Here is a 15,946-nt window from a genome sequence, read left to right on the forward strand (position 1 = left end):
ACCGAATGTCTGGGCTACTTTCCTTGCCCATGGCGAAACGTGCGTATGGACACCTCGGCGTGGGGCAGGGCACCGCGCTGCTGGTCGGCGCGGTGCTGGGGCCGGGGATGCTGGTGCTGCCGCACCTGGCCGCCGCGGCGGCGGGACCGGCGTCCGTGCTGGCCTGGGCGGGACTGCTGGCGCTGAGCGTGCCGGTCGCGCTGACGTTCGCCGCGCTGGGCGGGCGCTATCCCGACGGCGGCGGGGTGGCGAGCTTCGTCGGGCTCGCGTTCGGGCGGCACGCCTCCGCGGTGACCGGGTGGTGGTTCTTCGGCGCCGTGCCCATCGGCACGGTCGCGGGCGCGCTGGTGGGCGGCCAGTACGTCGAGGCCTGCCTCGGCCTGGACGCCACCCTCGCCGCCTGCCTGATCCTGGCCGCCGCGTTCGCCGCCAACGCCGCGGGCCTGCGCACTTCCGGGCGGCTGCAACTCGGCCTCGTCGTCCTGCTCGTCGCGCTGCTGGCCGCCGCCGTGATCAGCGCCGCGCCGCACGCCGACCCGGCGAACTTCACCCCCTTCGCCCCGTACGGCTTCGCCGGCGTGGTCAGCGCGGCGGGCGTGCTCATGTTCGCCTTCGTGGGCTGGGAGGCGGCCAGCCACCTGTCCGCCGAGTTCGCCACCGGGAGCAGGGGCCTGCTCAGGGCCACGGTGGTGACCCTGATCGTGATCGCCGTCCTGTACGTCGGCGTCTCCGTCACCTCCGTGGCCGTGCTCGGGGCCGGCATGCCCGGCGTGCCGCTCATGGCGATGCTGGAGACCGGCATCGGCCCCGCCGCGCGGCCGGTCACCGGGGTCGCGGCGGTGCTGCTGACGTTCGGGGCGGTCAACACCTACCTCGCCGGGGCCGCCCGGCTGGGCGCGGCGCTGGCCAGGGACGGGGCGCTGCCCGGCTGGTTCGCCAGGGGCGGGGAGCCGGGCGGGACGCCGTACCGAAGTCTGGGGCTGCTGGCCGTGCTGAGCGTGCCCGTAGTGGTCCTGGCCGTGGACGTGGACCTGCTGATGCGGGCGACCTCGGCGTGCCTGGCCGCCGTCACGGTGGCGGGCGTGGCGGCGGCGGTGCGGATGCTGCCCGCGGGACGGCACCGGACGACGGCCGTGATCGGAACCGGAATGGCGGTCGTGGCGCTGGCGTTCTGCGGCGTTTATCTGGTGGTTCCCGCGGGATTGGCCCTGGTGGCGTGGGTGGTGATGAGGGCTCGCATGCGCCGTTAGCAACAAATCCGGCGGCAGGCGGCGCAGATCGCCGTCGAGCGGGCAGTACTCAGGGCACAGGACGGCGCATCGTCGGGAGGTGCCATGACCGAGCAGGCGAAGACCCAGTACGCCAAGTACGCGGAGTCCCGGGAGGTCGGCGAGCAGGCCCGCGAGAAGGAGTGGACGCGGCCCAGCTTCGCCAAGCAGCTCTATCTCGGTGACTTCCGGCTGGATCTGGTGCACCCGGTGCCGACGCTGCCCGGCGAGGCGACCAGGCGGGGCGAGGAGTTCGTCCGGGCCCTACGGCGCTACCTGGACGCCCACGTCGATCCCGGGCTCATCGAGCGGACCGCCCAGGTGCCCGACGAGGTGGTGAAGGGACTGGCCGGACTCGGGGCGTTCGGGATCACCATCGGCGAGGAGTACGGCGGCCTGGGCCTGCCCTACCTGTACTACTGCCGCGCTCTCATGCTCGTCGGCTCCTACTGCCCGGCGCTGGCGACGCTGCTGTCGGCCCACCAGTCGATCGGGGTGCCGCAGCCGCTCAAGCTGTTCGGCACCGAGGAGCAGAAGCGCGAGTTCCTGCCGAGGTGCGCCGCGGGCGAGATCTCGGCGTTCCTGCTGACCGAGCCCGACGTCGGCTCCGACCCCGCGCGCCTGTCCACGACCGCCGTCCGCGACGGCGACGACTACGTGCTCGACGGCGTCAAGTTGTGGACCACGAACGGCGTCGTCGCCGAGCTCCTCGTCGTCATGGCCAGGACCGGCAAGAAGATCAGTGCGTTCGTGGTCGAGGCCGACTCCCCGGGCATCACGGTCAAGCGGCGCAACGCCTTCATGGGGCTGCGCGGGATCGAGAACGGCGTCACCGAGTTCTCCAAGGTCAGGGTGCCGGCGAAGAACCTCATCGGGCGCGAGGGCGAGGGCCTGAAGATCGCGCTCACGACGCTGAACACCGGCCGCCTGTCCCTGCCGGCCACCTGCGCGGGCAACGCCAAGTGGGCGGTCAAGATCGCCCGCGAGTGGGGCGGCGAGCGCGTCCAGTGGGGGCGCAAGCTCGGCCGGCACGAGGCCGTGGCCACCAAGATCGCCTTCATCGCGGCCACCGCCTACGCGCTCGAAGCCGTCTGCGAGCTCACCAGCCGACTGGCCGACGACCGGCGCAACGACATCAGGATCGAGGCCGCCCTGGCCAAGCTCTACGCCTCCGAGCTGGGCTACCGGGTGCTGGACGAGCTGGTCCAGATCAGGGGCGGGCGCGGCTACGAGACCGCCGAGTCGCTGGCGGCCCGTGGCGAGCGCGGCGTGCCCGCCGAGCAGATGCTGCGCGACTCCCGCATCAACCGCATCTTCGAGGGCTCCTCGGAGATCATGCACCTGATGATCACCCGGGAGGCGGTGGACGCCCACCTGTCGGCCGCCGGCGAGCTGATCAATCCGGAGGCCTCCCGCCAGGAGCGCGCCCAGGCACTGCGCAGGGCCAGTCGCTTCTACGCCAGGTGGCTGCCGACCCTGGTGGCGGGCACCGGCAACCTGCCCACCTCGTACGCGGAGTTCGGGCCGCTGGCAGGGCACCTGCGTTTCGTGGAGCGGACCAGCAGGAAGCTGGCCAGGTCCACCTTCTACGGCATGTCCCGCTGGCAGGGCAGGCTGGAGCACAAGCAGTCCTTCCTCAGCCGGATCGTGGACATCGGGGCCGAGCTGTTCGCCATGACGGCCGCCTGCGTCAAGGCGGAGGAGGACGGCAGGGACCTGGGGCGCCGGCCGTACGAGCTGGCGGACACGTTCTGCCACCAGGCGCGCCGCCGCGTGGAGTCGCTCTTCGAGCGGCTCTGGGACAACAGCGACGCCCAGGACGTGCGGCTGGCCACCTACGTGCTGGACGGCCGCTACGACTTCCTGGAGGAGGGCATCCTCGACCCGTCCGTCGACGGGCCGTGGATCGGCACGCCCCAGGGAGGGGAGAGCGTCCGCCGTAAGATCATCTGACATCCGGTCTAGACCGGGCGTGAGCACTATCCCGCCTGAGTGTTGTCAAACCGAGACGAGCCGGTATAGACCGCCTCATGAACCCGGGCTTACGCTGGCGCAAACGTGTCGAGCCATGGCTCACACACCCCATTCCCCTGGGCGGGGTCCGTTGGCTGGTACGGACCAGCGTCGCCCGTCCGACGAGAAGGCGGTATCTCCAGTGAACATGAAGCTTGCAGGCGGCGCCGCGCTCGGCCTTGCCACGTTGCTGGTCCTGGCCGGTTGCGGCTCCGGCGGCTCGGGTGGCGGGGGGAACGACCAGGCGTCCGGCGGCGGCCAGGTCACGCTGAAGATGGTCGCCGCCGACTACGGCGACGGCCCGGGCAAGCCGAACTCGGGCGAGACGTTCTGGAAGGGCGTCGTGGACGAGTTCCAGGCCGCCAACCCCAACATCAAGGTCGACGTCACCGTCATCAACTGGAACGACATCGACAAGCAGGTCGCCACCATGGTCCAGAACGGCCAGGTGCCCGACATCCTGCAGACCGGCGACTACTCCGGCTTCGTCGGGGACGGCCTGCTCTACAAGGTGGACGAGGTCCTGTCCCCGAACGTCTCCGGCGACATGCTGCAGAAGTTCGCCGAGTTCGGCAAGGTCGACGGCACCGCGTACGGCATCCCGTTCGTCTCCTCGGCCCGCGCCCTGTTCTACAACAAGGACCTGTTCAGCAAGGCCGGCATCGCCGAGCCGCCGAAGACCTGGGACGAGCTCAAGGCCGCCGCGGAGAAGCTCAAGGCGGCCGGCGTGACGCAGCCGTTCGGTCTGCCGCTGGGCCAGGAGGAGGCCCAGGCCGAGTCGTTCCTGTGGATGCTGGGCAACGGCGGCGCCTACAAGGACGCCTCCGGCAAGTGGGCGATCAACTCGCCGCAGAACGTCGAGACGTTCACGTACCTGAAGGGTCTCGTGGACGCCGGCCTGACCACCCCCAACCCGGGCACCAAGGACCGCAAGACCGTCTGGGAGGACTTCGGCGCCGGCAAGGTCGGCATGGTCAACGGCGGCCCCATGTCCATCCCGATCTTCGACGCGGCCGGCATGAAGAACTACGGCATCGTGCCGATCCCCGGCAAGAGCGGCCCGCTCGACACCACGCTCGGCGTGATGGACTGGATCATGGCCTTCAACAAGAACGGCCACGCCGCCGAGATCAAGAAGTTCTTCGACTTCTTCTACACCGGCAGCGCCGCGCAGAAGATCTCCGACCTCTACAAGCTGCTGCCCGTCACCAACGGCGGCCTGCAGAAGCTGGCCGGCGACGAGAAGCTCAAGCCGTTCCTCGACGCGCTGCCGAACGCCAGCTTCTACCCGTTCCAGGACCACCAGTGGCCCGCGGTGAGCGCGGCGATCAAGCAGACCATCGGCGGGGCCGTCGCGGACGACCCGGCCAAGGTCCTCGGCGACCTGCAGAAGACCGCCGAAGCGGCCGGCTGATCCGAGCGGGGAGGCGCACGGCCGGCACCCCCGCCGGCCGTGCCGTCGTGGAAGGTAATACATGAGAAGGTTGCGCGCCCTGGAGCCCCTCGCCTGGGTCGGGCCCGCCGTGGTGCTGATCGCGCTGGTCGTGCTCTGGCCCGTGATCGAGATGATCAGGTCGTCGTTCCTCAAGATCAGCCGGTTCGGCATCGTGCAGGGGGCCAACGGGACGGCCAACTACGAGAAGCTGTTCGGCGAGAAGGACTTCGCCGACATCATGGTGCGCAGCGTGATCTGGGTGGTCGCGGTCGTCGTGCTCACCGTGCTGATCTCGCTGGCCCTGGCCCAGCTGTTCAACCAGCGGTTCCCGCTGCGCAAGGTGGCCCGCTGGGCGCTGATCGCGCCGTGGGCCGCCTCGGTGCTGATGACGGCGATCATCTTCAAGTGGATGCTCGACCCCGAGGTCGGGGTGATCAACCAGATCCGGGTGAAACTGGGGCTGATCGACGCGATGGGCGGGGCCGCGGCCGACCAGCTCGGTGACGCCGGCAGCGCCATGCCGTGGCTGGTGTTCGTGGCGATCTTCGTGTCGGTGCCGTTCACCACGTACGCGCTGCTGGCCGGGCTGGCGACGATCCCCGGCGACGTCTACGAGGCGGCCAAGATGGACGGGGCCGGGCGGCTGCGCACCTACTGGTCGATCACGCTGCCGCTGCTGCGCCCCGCGCTCACGGTGGCGGCCCTGATCAACATCATGAACGTCTTCAACAACTTCCCGATCATCTGGGCGATGACCCATGGTCAGCCGGGTTACTCGACGGCCACCTCGACCATCTTCATGTTCATCCTCAAGGGCTCGGACATCGGAGAATCGGCCGCCATGTCCGTGGTCAACTTCGCCATGGTGATCGTACTGACCTTGATCTTCCTCAGGGTGTCGCGCTGGAACAAGGAGGTGGCGTGATGGCCGTCGGGACGGCTCCTGCGCGGGCCACCCAGCCGCGCCCGCACGTACGGCCGGCCGCGCCGCGCCGGATGCCCCGGCTCAAGACGGTGCTCGTCGCGGCCTCCGCCTACCTGGTCTCGTTCGTCTTCCTCTTCCCGTACCTGGTGATGCTGCTCACCTCGCTGCGCTCCCAGGAATCGCTGCGGGAGGTGACGTTCTGGCCGCGGGAGTGGGTCTGGTCCAACCTCGCCGAGTTCTGGACCAGCGGCCTGGCCGGGAACCTGTGGGTGACGCTCAAGGTCGCCGGGGGCTCCACGGTGCTGGTGCTGCTGGTGGCGTTGCCGGCGGCGTACTACTCGGCCCGGCACAACTTCCGAGGGCGCACGGCGTTCCTGATCCTGGTGCTGATCACCCAGATGTTCCAGCCCACGGCCATGCTGGTCGGCATCTACCGGGAGTTCTACCAGTTCGGGCTGGTGGACTCGATCTGGTCGCTGATCCTGGTCAACGGGGGGTTCAACCTGGCGTTCGCGGTGTGGATCCTGAACGCGTACTTCGCCTCGATCCCGCGGGAGCTGGAGGAGGCGGCGTTCATCGACGGGAACGGGCGCTTCGGGGCGTTGTTCCGGATCACGCTGCCGCTGGCCCTGCCGGGCGTGATCACGGCACTGATCTTCACGTTCATCGCCGCGTGGAACGAGTTCGTGGTCGCGCTGACCCTGACCACGACGCCGGCGAACCAGCCGCTGACCGTGGCCTTGAACTCCTTCATCGGCCAGTACCAGGTGGACTGGCAGAACCTGTTCGCCGGCTCGGTGATCGCCACCATCCCGGTGATCATCCTGTTCGCCCTGATCGAGCGGAAGGTGGTCGGCGGGCTGACCGCCGGCTCGATCAAGTGAGCTCCTGGCCGCCTCCGCGTGTCGCGGTGGCGGCCTTCGCGGCTACTGCTGGGGCACGCGGGCCACGCAGAACACCGTCTGGCCGAACGGCGGGCGGATGAAGCGCTCGATCAGGCGGGTCAGCGGGACCACCGTGCGGTCGTAGACCTTGACCAGGCGCGGGTCGGGGTAGCCGACGCCGCCCCGGCGCACGGCCGCCCACCAGGCGATGCCGCCCAGGAAGTTGATCGGCTTGAGCACCTCGACGTCGAGCCCGGCCTTGGCGACCGTCCGGCCCAGCGTCTTGGGCGTGTAGCGCTGGACGTGGCCCACCTTGCGGTCGAAGTCGCCGTAGAGCTGCGGGTAGCCGGGCACCCAGATGATGATCCGCCCACCCGGCTGCGTGACGCGCGCCAGCGAGCGCAGGGCCTCGTCGTCCTCCTCGATGTGCTCCAGGACGTTCATCAGGACGACGGTGTCGACCTTGTCGGCCAGCGGGATGTCGGTGGGCAGGCCGAACTGCAGGACGCCGATGTCGTCGCGGCCGGCGAAACGCTTCTCCAACTGCTCGACGCAGTAGGGGTCGAAGTCGCTCACCACCAGCCGGTCGAGCCGGGGCAGGAACTGCTCGGCGAAGTGGCCGAGCCCCGAGCCGATCTCCAGCATCGAGCGGCCGACATGCGGCGCGACCATGTCGAACTCGTACTGCCGGTAGTTCTTGGCCTCGTCCCCACCCAGGTGGTTCTCCAGGGCCTCATCACCGGCCGCCGGTTGCACTACACGGTCATACCCAGAAGACATAATCCCGTTCCTTCAAGGGGCTCATGGATTGCCTGAGTCTAATGCCCCCGACATGTCCCAGGGTTGCACGATGTGCGAAAGACACTTCCCGGCGTGGCCTGTGATGCGATGGAATCTGACTCGCGATGAACGACGACGAGGCGATCACCCGCGCCCTCGACGGTGACCTCGCGGCCTACGAGACGCTGGTCGCGCGCTACAGCGTGCTCGCCCACCGCACCGCCGCCATGCTGGGCGCGGGCGACGAGGCCGAGGACGTGGTGCAGGAGGCGTTCGTCAAGGCGTTCCGGCACCTGGCGTCGTTCCGCCGGGACGCGCCCTTCCGGCCGTGGCTGCTGCGCATCGTGGCCAACGAGACGCACAACCTGACCCGGTCGCGCGGGCGACGCTCCGAGCTCACGCTACGGCTCGGCGCCACGGCCGAGGTCGTGGCCCCCGATGATCCCGAGGGCTCGGCGGTGGCCACCGACCGGCGGGCGCGCCTGCTGGCGGCCGTACGGGGGTTGCCCGAGCGGGAACGTCAGGCCGTTGTCTGCCGGTACTTCTTACAACTGACGGAAGCGGAGACGGCACAGGTGCTCGACTGGCCCGTCGGCACCGTCAAGTCCAGCACCCATCGCGGGCTGGCCCGGCTGAGGGAGGAGGTGGGCAATGAACTCGCCTGAGCCTTTCGACGACCTGGAGGCCGAACTGCTGGCCCTGGGCGACCTCCTCGACGTCCCGAGCCCACCTCCGGCCGACGTGGCCGCCGCAGTCCGCGCCCGCCTCGAATCCGCGCCCGGCGAATCCGCGCCCGGCGCCGCGAGCCCTGCGGAGGACGTCGAGGGGCCGGAGTCGGCGCGCAGGTCGCGTCCCAGGGCACCGGGGCGGCGCGACGACAGCCGGCGGCCGGTGGCGGGGCGTGGGCGGCGGGCGCGGTGGAAGGTCGTCACGGCCGTGGTGATCGCCGTCATCGCCGTCACCGCCGCCACCCCCCAGGGGCGGGCGGCCGTGGCGCACATCCTGCGCCTGGCCGGCATCGAGATCCAGATCGGCGACAGCCCGCCCGCGCCCGTCACCACCACGGCACCCCTGCCCGGCGAACGGGCCATCTCCGTGGAGGAGCTGCCGGGCGCGGTGAAGTTCGCGGTCAGGACGCCGGCCGAGCTCGGCGCCCCGCGGCGGGTCACGGTCGCCGACCGCGACCGGGTGGTGTCGATGTTCTGGCCGGGCGGCATCCGGCTCGACCAGTTCCAGGAGATGGAGCCCTACTTCTTCAAGAAGCTCGGCCCGCCCATGCCCGCGTACACCATGGTCGGCCCGTACCAGGCCTGGTGGGTGCCGGGGGAGCACCCCCTGGGCTACATCAGGCGCCAGGACGGCACCGAGGTGCCGCTGCGCCAGGCCGCCCCCACCCTCATCTGGCAGCAGGAGTCCGTCAGCTACCGGCTGGAAGGCGTGCGGACCATGGAGGAAGCCGTGCGCATCGCCCGGTCACTCCGGTAGCGGGTCCGAGGAGAGCCATTCGTCCACGCCCTTGAGCAGCTCGTTGCGCAGCGGCTCAGGGGCCGCCGACGCGCGTAGGGACTGGCGTGCCAGCTCGGCCACCTCGGCGTCGCTGAAGCCGTAGACGTCGCGGGCCAACTCGTACTGGCGCAACAGCCGCGTACCGAACAGCAGCGGGTCGTCGGCCCCCAGCGCGATAGGCACCCCCGCGTCGAACATCCGCCGCACCGGCACGTCGGCGGCCCGCTCGGCCACCCCCAGGCCCACGTTGGAGGTCGGGCAGACCTCGCACGGGACCTGCCGGTCGGCCAGCCGCCCCAGCAGCCACTCGTCCTCCGCCGCCCGCACCCCGTGGCCCACCCGGTCGGCGCCCAGGTCGTCCACGCACTGCGCCACGCTGCGCGGGCCCATCAGCTCGCCCCCGTGCGGCACGGACAGCAGCCCGCCCCGCTTGGCGATCCTGAACGCCCGCTCGAACTCGCGTGCCTCGCCCCGCCGCTCGTCGTTGGACAGCCCGAACCCCACCACGCCCTGGCCGGTGTACTGGACGGCGAGGCGGGCCAGCGTGTTCGCGTCGAGCGGATGCCGGGTCCGGTTGGCCGCCACGATCACCGCCATCCCGATCCCCGTGTGCTGGGCCGCCTGGCGTACCGCGTCCAGCATCAGCTCCAGCGTGGCCGTCAGCCCGCCGAACCGCTGGGCGTAGCCCGAGGGGTCCACCTGGATCTCCAGCCACCGCGACCCGGCCGCCACCTCGTCCTCCGCCGTCTCGCGGACCAGCCGGTAGACGTATTCCGGGCGGGTCAGCACCGACCTGGCGATGTCGTAGAGCCGCTGGAACCTGAACCACCCGCGCTCGTCCGTGGCCCGCAGCTTGGGCGGCCAGTCCTGCTCCAGGGCGTCGGGCAGGTGCAGCTCCTGCTCCCTGGCCAGCTCGATCAGCGTCGAGTGCCGCATCGAACCGGTGAAGTGCAGATGGAGATGGGCTTTGGGGAGCAAGTTCAGGGGCCGCGCCATTGGCATATCTTGCCACTCAACCCCAGGCGGGATGCGCAGGTCGAGGAGGGCTCACGATTTCCCCGGCCGGATGGCAGGGGCGGACTCGCAGGTGGAGGATTGCCTAGTCCCTGCCGGACGGTAGGGATGGGCCCGGACGGGGGATCACGCATGCATGATCCCTCAAGGGCGGGAACTCGGGCAGGGACGGCGCGCGCTGCTGGCCCTGCTGGCGCTGGGAGTGACGGCCCTGTCCATCCACGCCATCTTCGCCTCGGGGTTCGGGCGCCTCCCCGCCGCCGGGCGCGGAACGGCCGCGGGCCCGGCGGAGCCCGTTCTGGCGGTGGTCTCCGGCGACTTCTGGCTCACCTACCTGCCCGCCGGGCTCGAACGCGGCGGCGGGGGAGCGATCCGCCAGGAACCCGGCGTGGCGGGCGAATGGGCCAGGTTCCGCTCGGCCGGCGGGTTCGTCGAGGCCAGGGTCGAGCACGGCGCGGTGGCCGGCGGGTGGGCGAGCTACCGTGAGCGGGTCGCCGTACCAGGGGCCAGGGAGATCACCGTACGCGGCCGGCCCGCGGTGGCCGGGCGGCATCCGGGCGGCGGCCTGATGATCGCCTGGCTGGAACGCGCGGGCACGGGCGCGTGGATCCGGGTCAGCGACTCCCTGAGCGGGGATCTGATGGCAATCGCCGCCTCGGCCAAGAGTCTGTAGGAGACTGGCCGCCTCCGTCCGGCTCCTGTAGTCCTGGAGGACCGGATATCCCGTCTACGTCATGGGGGGGTCGATGCGGCGCCTGGCAGCGATGCTCCTCATGTTCGTCCTCACGGCCTGCGGCGGCGGTGAGGTCGCGCCCGGACCCCACGACACCCCGCCGCCGCCCAAGCCGGCCGCCACCCGCAAGGGCAGCTCGCTGTCCTGCGGCGACACCCGGATACGGTTTCCCGCCATGCCCGAGGGACTGGTCAGGGCCGGGTCGTTCACCCGCCTCGGGTCGCTCACGCGGCGGCTCACGGTCAGGGGAGTGGTGTGGCAGGAGAGCATGGAACGGGTCTACCTGGGCGTGGTGTGCGGGGTGCGCTCTGCCGAGCAGTTCGCCACGCTGGTCGCCGGGTCGCGGCTGACGGTGTACCAGGGCGAGCCGGCGTTGCGGTGGACGACGCGCAGCGGGCTGCGTAACTTCATGTGGCTGGAGCGGCCGGGCACCGCGATCTACATCGGGACGACGCCCGGCCTGGCCACCCTGATCAAGACGATCGCCTCCGGGGTCGAACCGACCTCGACACCCTGAACCCTCAACGGGCCGGCCCCGGACAGCGGCGCCCGGGCCACAGCGGGCCTCGGGCAGCGGCGCCCGGGCCACAGCGGGCTCCGGGCAGTGGCGCCCGGGCCACGGCGGGCTCCGGGCAGTGGCGCTGCTGCGAGTGTCAGTGGGCCTCGGACAGGAGCTTGGCCATGCGGCTGACGCCCTCGGCCAGGTCGTCGTCGCCCAGCGCGTAGGACAGGCGGAAGTAGCCCGGGGTGCCGAACGCCTCACCCGGCACGACCGCGACCTCGGCCTCCTCCAGGATCAGCTCAGCCAGCTCGGCGGACGATCCGGGCCGGTGGCCGCGCAGCTCCTTGCCGAGCAGCTCCTTGACCGTCGGATAGGCGTAGAACGCCCCCTTGGGCTCCGGGCAGAACACGCCCGGGATTTCGTTGAGCATCCGAACAATGGTCTGGCGCCGCCGGTCGAAGGCCGTACGCATCTCCGCCACCGCCGACAGATCGCCGGAAACCGCGGCCAGCGCGGCCATCTGGGCCACGTTGGAGACGTTGGAGGTGGCGTGGGACTGCAGGTTGGTCGCGGCCTTGACCACGTCGGACGGGCCGATCAGCCAGCCGACCCGCCAGCCCGTCATCGCGTAGGTCTTGGCCACGCCGTTGAGGATCACGACCCGGTCGGCCAGCTCAGGCACGGCCGTGGCGATGCTGGTGAACTCGGTGCCGCCGTACACGAGGTGCTCGTAGATCTCGTCGGTGACGACCCACAGGCCGTGCTCGGCCGCCCAGCGGCCGATCGCCACGGTCTCCTCGCGCGAGTAGACCGCCCCGGTCGGGTTGGACGGCGAGACGAACAGCAGCACCTTCGTACGCTCGGTGCGCGCGGCCTCAAGCTGCTCGACGCTCGCCAGGTAGCCGGTCGACTCGTCCGTCACGACGTCGACCTGGACGCCGCCGGCCAGCTTGATCGCCTCGGGATAGGTCGTCCAGTAAGGGGCCACGACCAGGACCTCGTCGCCGGGGTCGAGCAGCGTGGCGAACGCTTCGTACACGGCCTGCTTGCCGCCGTTGGTGATCAGCACCTGCGACGGCTCGGCCGAGAAGCCGGAGTCGCGGAGCGTCTTGTCGGCGACGGCCTGCCGCAGCTCGGGCAGGCCGCTCGACGGGGTGTACTTGTGGAAGCGCGGCGTGCGTGCCGCCTCGATCGCCGCCTCGACGATGTAGCCGGGCGTCGGGAAGTCGGGCTCGCCCGCGCCGAAGCCGATGACGGGGCGTCCCGCGGCCTTCATCGCCTTCGCCTTGGCGTCCACGGCGAGTGTGGCGGACTCGGAGATCGCGGAGATTCTTGCGGAGATTCGGGATCGGGTGGACATATGTCCATGGTCCCACGCGCTCGTGACCTGGGAGATCGGTATTCGGTTCGACGTACCACGCATTCCCCCGTATGCTTTCGCCTGGTCCTTCCGCCGCATGTCGGCGAGCGGTTCGGTCCAGGCAGTGAGTCGATCAGGGTAGTCTGGTCAACGACATAGGGCACTGGCGCAATTGGTAGCGCACCGGTCTCCAAAACCGGCGGTTGGGGGTTCGAGTCCCTCGTGCCCTGCGAGTGCGGTCCGCGCAATAATTGGCGTGTAAGCGCGCCGCAAGACTGCGTTGGATACGACAGATCAGGTGAGGACTGTGGCGATCGACACGCGCGGCGAGACCGCAGACAAGCCTAGTGGCGGCGAGAAGAAGAAGCGTACTTCGCCTGCCCTCTTCTATCGGCAGGTCGTCAACGAGCTGCGGAAGGTCATCTGGCCGACACGCAAGGATCTCGTCACCTATACGACGGTCGTTCTGATATTCGTTCTGATCATGGTTGCGATCGTGTACGGGCTCGACGCCGCGCTCGGCTGGGTGGTCCTGAGGGTCTTCGGCGGGTCCTGACCGGGCACCACCGAAGTCACGTGACGGAGTCGCCATACGTTACGAGGCAATCGATAGACGAAAGAGGAAGAGTCACCGTGTCCGAGTCTTCAGTTCCGGCGGACGGGCCCCGCGACGAGTGGGGCGACGAGCTGGAAGAGGCCACTGACGAGGCCGCCGAGGCGGCCGTCGAAGAGGCCGAGCTCGCGGAGAGCGACGAGGCGGCCGATGCTGAGGCCCCTGCCGTCGAGGACGGTGCGGCCCTTTCCGACATCGACCCCGTCGAGGAGTTCAAGGGCTCCCTGCGCGGCCTTCCGGGTGAGTGGTATGTGATCCACTCCTACGCCGGTTACGAAAATCGCGTGAAGTCCAACATCGAGAGCCGCAACCTGTCGCTCAACATGGAGGACTACATCTACCAGGTCGAGGTGCCGACGCACACCGTCCAGGAGTTCAAGAGCGGCAAGAAGGTGCCGGTCAAGGAGCGGGTGCTGCCCGGCTACGTGCTGGTGCGCATGGAGCTGACCGACGAGTCCTGGGCCGCCGTGCGCAACACGCCCGGCGTGACCGGCTTCGTGGGCCTGTCCAACAAGCCGAGCCCGCTCAGCCTCGACGAGGTCGCCAAGCTGCTGGCACCGGAGCCGACCGAGGAGAGCAAGAAGGCCGCGGCCAAGACGAGCGCCGGCCCGACGGTCGAGTTCGAGATCGGCGAGTCGGTCACCGTCATGGACGGCCCGTTCGCCACGCTGCCGGCCTCGGTGAGCGAGATCAGCCCCGAGTCGCAGAAGCTCAAGGTGCTCGTCTCGATCTTCGGTCGCGAGACTCCGGTCGAGCTCTCGTTCAACCAGGTCTCGAAGATCTGAGTCGATCACATACACTTAGACGTTCGGTGGGCCGCCCAGTCGCGACCATCGGGAAATCCGCACAACGGACCGCCGCCACGGCCCCTGGACAGGGTGCCACAGCGGACGGCGGGCCGATGGCCGGGTCTCTTGTTGGGTCAAGGGCGGCCTCCGACATGTCAGGGCCGCGTCCGCGACCCTGACAGGCATCGCAATCAGGACCCGGAGAAGGACAAATGCCTCCGAAGAAGAAAATCGCCGCACTGGTCAAGGTGCAGTTGCCTGCCGGCCAGGCCACCCCCGCGCCGCCGGTCGGTACTGCGCTCGGCCCCCACGGCGTCAACATCATGGACTTCGTCAAGCAGTACAACGCTGCGACGGAGGCCCAGCGGGGCAACATCATCCCCGTTGAGATCACCATTTTCGAGGACCGCAGCTTCACCTTCGTCACGAAGACGCCGCCGGCGCCCGAGCTGATCAAGAAGGCCCTCGGTCTCGACAAGGGCAGCGCGGTCCCGCACCGCGACAAGGTCGGCAAGCTCAGCCGCGAGCAGCTCCGCAGCATCGCGGAGACGAAGATGCCCGACCTCAACGCCAACGACGTCGAGGCGGCCGAGAAGATCATCGCCGGCACCGCCCGGTCGATGGGCATCACCGTCGCCGACTGACACCCTTTCCACCCGTGGGAGGGCCCGTGAGAGAAACCGGGCCCCGCTACCACTCAGGAGTCAAGCAATGAAGCGCAGCAAAGCGCACAAGGACGCGACCACCAAGGTCGACCGCGACAAGCTCTACTCACCCGTTGACGCCGCGAAGCTGGCCAAGGAGACGTCGACCACCAAGTTCGACGCCACCGTCGAGGTCGCGCTGCGGCTGGGTGTCGACCCTCGCAAGGCCGACCAGATCGTGCGCGGCACGGTCAACCTCCCGCACGGCACCGGCAAGACCGCCCGGGTCCTGGTCTTCGCGACCGGTGACCGTGCCGAGGCAGCCCGCGAGGCGGGCGCCGACATCGTCGGCGCCGACGAGCTGATCGACGACATCTCCAAGGGCAACCGGCTCGGCGAGTTCGACGCCGTGGTGGCCACGCCCGACCTGATGGGCAAGGTCGGCCGGCTGGGCCGCGTGCTCGGCCCGCGCGGCCTCATGCCCAACCCGAAGACCGGCACGGTGACGCCCGACGTCGCCAAGGCCGTGACGGAGATCAAGGGCGGCAAGATCGAGTTCCGCACCGACCGGCAGGCCAACCTGCACTTCATCATCGGCAAGACGTCCTTCGACGAGCGCAAGCTCGTGGAGAACTACGCTGCCGCGCTGGACGAGGTGCTGCGTCTCAAGCCGTCGGCGGCCAAGGGCCGTTACCTGAAGAAGGTCACGTTCTCCACGACGATGGGCCCCGGCGTCCCCGTTGACCCGAACCTGACCCGCGGCCTGACCGCCGACCTCGACGGCTGACCGTGTGTTTTTGGCCCCGCCCGTTTTGGGCGGGGCTTTTTTTCTTTTTTCCTGTTACGGCAAGCCGTGGCGACCGCAATGCCAGGAACTTTAGGGGTCTGGCGCGGCGGTTGTCTGTGGTGTTCGCGCTGGTGGAGCGAGCTTTCGCTGATGAGGTTGAGGGTGAAGGACGGTGAGGGTGTAGGTGGCGTTGCGTGCTATGGGGGTGGTGTGTTGATGCCGTGAGGGATAGGAGCCGAAGACCTTCCACAGGGCGCGGGGATAGATGCGGCCGAGGCGGTACGGGTTGAGGTGGCGGGGATCGAGGATGGTGGCTTCGATATCGGCCAGGGTGGTTGCCGGGTGGGTGTGGGCGATTCGGACGGCGTTCAGGGTGCGGGTGAAGCTGATGCGGTCGGGGTCGAGGCGGCCGGCGGCGGCGTGGACGATGACCCAGCGGATGGCTTGGTAGACGATGAGGTAGGCGTAGGTCTCCTGCCGCACGGTGTCGGGGTGCTGGGCGCGCAGGAGGCGGTGGCTTCCGCGGAGGCGGGTCTTCAGCTCGGCGAGGCTGGTTTCGCAGCACCAGCGTTCGGCGTAGGTGGCGGTCAGGGCCTGGGCGGGGTAGGTGTGGTGGTCGATCAGGGTGGTCACCAGCTGGTACGGCTCGGTGCGGGTGGTGCCGTCGTCGAGTGTGATGGTGATCAGGCAGATG

General features: G+C 69.7%; 16 protein-coding genes, 1 tRNA gene and 1 pseudogene. 14 read left to right on the top strand and 4 right to left on the bottom strand.

The window, feature by feature from the left end:
• The first annotated feature begins 29 nt into the window (after window positions 1-29).
• The 5 genes from BLS95_RS51080 to BLS95_RS51100 all read left to right on the top strand — a co-directional run bounded on the left by BLS95_RS51080 (window position 30) and on the right by BLS95_RS51100 (window position 6,525).
• Entirely contained in the window at window positions 30-1,250 is a 1,221-nt protein-coding gene (locus tag BLS95_RS51080) for an APC family permease (protein ID WP_090946891.1), read from the top strand.
• Window positions 1,251-1,334: 84 nt separating this feature from the next.
• Window positions 1,335-3,221, top strand: a complete 1,887-nt coding sequence (locus tag BLS95_RS51085) for an acyl-CoA dehydrogenase family protein (RefSeq protein ID WP_090946892.1) — start codon at window positions 1,335-1,337, stop codon at window positions 3,219-3,221.
• A gap of 208 nt (window positions 3,222-3,429) precedes the next feature.
• A complete protein-coding gene (locus tag BLS95_RS51090) occupies window positions 3,430-4,695 on the top strand; it encodes an extracellular solute-binding protein (protein WP_090946907.1) in 1,266 nt (421 codons plus the stop codon).
• A 61-nt stretch (window positions 4,696-4,756) separates the two neighbouring features.
• Window positions 4,757-5,641, top strand: coding sequence for a carbohydrate ABC transporter permease (locus BLS95_RS51095; RefSeq protein WP_176993861.1), 885 nt, complete (start codon window positions 4,757-4,759; stop codon window positions 5,639-5,641).
• Window positions 5,641-6,525 (top strand): carbohydrate ABC transporter permease, encoded by an 885-nt coding sequence (locus BLS95_RS51100; RefSeq protein WP_245765781.1) that lies wholly within the window; start codon window positions 5,641-5,643, stop codon window positions 6,523-6,525. The genes BLS95_RS51095 and BLS95_RS51100 overlap by 1 nt, the downstream gene beginning before the upstream one ends.
• A gap of 42 nt (window positions 6,526-6,567) precedes the next feature.
• On the opposite strand, the gene BLS95_RS51105 is transcribed toward BLS95_RS51100, so the two are convergent.
• Entirely contained in the window at window positions 6,568-7,305 is a 738-nt protein-coding gene (locus tag BLS95_RS51105; RefSeq protein WP_090946894.1) for a class I SAM-dependent methyltransferase, read from the bottom strand.
• A gap of 125 nt (window positions 7,306-7,430) precedes the next feature.
• Here BLS95_RS51105 and BLS95_RS51110 point away from each other — a divergent pair, with 125 nt between their 5' ends.
• Both BLS95_RS51110 and BLS95_RS51115 read left to right on the top strand, forming a co-directional pair.
• On the top strand, window positions 7,431-7,970 hold the full coding sequence (locus tag BLS95_RS51110; protein ID WP_090946895.1) for an RNA polymerase sigma factor: 540 nt from the start codon (window positions 7,431-7,433) through the stop codon (window positions 7,968-7,970).
• Window positions 7,957-8,790: a hypothetical protein gene (locus tag BLS95_RS51115; protein WP_090946896.1), complete on the top strand. Its 834-nt coding sequence runs from the start codon at window positions 7,957-7,959 to the stop codon at window positions 8,788-8,790. The genes BLS95_RS51110 and BLS95_RS51115 overlap by 14 nt, the downstream gene beginning before the upstream one ends.
• Here the strand turns inward: BLS95_RS51115 and BLS95_RS51120 are convergent.
• Entirely contained in the window at window positions 8,779-9,807 is a 1,029-nt protein-coding gene (locus BLS95_RS51120; protein WP_090946897.1) for an adenosine deaminase, read from the bottom strand. The two genes, BLS95_RS51115 and BLS95_RS51120, sit on opposite strands and share 12 nt — an antisense overlap.
• A 154-nt stretch (window positions 9,808-9,961) precedes the next feature.
• Here BLS95_RS51120 and BLS95_RS51125 point away from each other — a divergent pair, with 154 nt between their 5' ends.
• Window positions 9,962-10,498, top strand: a complete 537-nt coding sequence (locus BLS95_RS51125; RefSeq protein ID WP_090946898.1) for a hypothetical protein — start codon at window positions 9,962-9,964, stop codon at window positions 10,496-10,498.
• A gap of 73 nt (window positions 10,499-10,571) precedes the next feature.
• A complete protein-coding gene (locus tag BLS95_RS51130) occupies window positions 10,572-11,075 on the top strand; it encodes a hypothetical protein (protein WP_090946899.1) in 504 nt (167 codons plus the stop codon).
• A 136-nt stretch (window positions 11,076-11,211) separates the two neighbouring features.
• On the opposite strand, the gene BLS95_RS51135 is transcribed toward BLS95_RS51130, so the two are convergent.
• Window positions 11,212-12,420, bottom strand: coding sequence for a pyridoxal phosphate-dependent aminotransferase (locus BLS95_RS51135; protein WP_090946900.1), 1,209 nt, complete (start codon window positions 12,418-12,420; stop codon window positions 11,212-11,214).
• Window positions 12,421-12,577: 157 nt separating this feature from the next.
• Between BLS95_RS51135 and BLS95_RS51140 the strand changes: the two genes are divergently transcribed.
• From BLS95_RS51140 to rplA, 5 genes are all read left to right on the top strand, one after another.
• Window positions 12,578-12,650: transfer RNA gene (locus BLS95_RS51140), tRNA-Trp, on the top strand.
• A gap of 77 nt (window positions 12,651-12,727) precedes the next feature.
• Window positions 12,728-12,976 carry a preprotein translocase subunit SecE gene (gene secE, locus BLS95_RS51145; RefSeq protein ID WP_176993862.1) on the top strand — a complete coding sequence of 83 codons (249 nt, stop codon included), beginning with the start codon at window positions 12,728-12,730 and terminating at the stop codon, window positions 12,974-12,976.
• Window positions 12,977-13,053: 77 nt separating this feature from the next.
• Complete coding sequence (gene nusG, locus BLS95_RS51150; protein WP_090946902.1) at window positions 13,054-13,818, top strand: transcription termination/antitermination protein NusG; 765 nt, start codon at window positions 13,054-13,056, stop codon at window positions 13,816-13,818.
• Between the two features lie 215 nt (window positions 13,819-14,033).
• Window positions 14,034-14,465 carry a 50S ribosomal protein L11 gene (gene rplK / locus BLS95_RS51155; protein ID WP_090946903.1) on the top strand — a complete coding sequence of 144 codons (432 nt, stop codon included), beginning with the start codon at window positions 14,034-14,036 and terminating at the stop codon, window positions 14,463-14,465.
• A gap of 67 nt (window positions 14,466-14,532) precedes the next feature.
• Complete coding sequence (rplA, locus tag BLS95_RS51160; protein WP_090946904.1) at window positions 14,533-15,252, top strand: 50S ribosomal protein L1; 720 nt, start codon at window positions 14,533-14,535, stop codon at window positions 15,250-15,252.
• 90 nt (window positions 15,253-15,342) lie between these two features.
• Here the strand turns inward: rplA and BLS95_RS51165 are convergent.
• A pseudogene (locus BLS95_RS51165) lies at window positions 15,343-15,946 on the bottom strand (hypothetical protein); the annotation flags it as partial.

Source organism: Nonomuraea jiangxiensis, assembly GCF_900099965.1.
In the GTDB taxonomy this organism is placed as follows: domain Bacteria; phylum Actinomycetota; class Actinomycetes; order Streptosporangiales; family Streptosporangiaceae; genus Nonomuraea; species Nonomuraea jiangxiensis.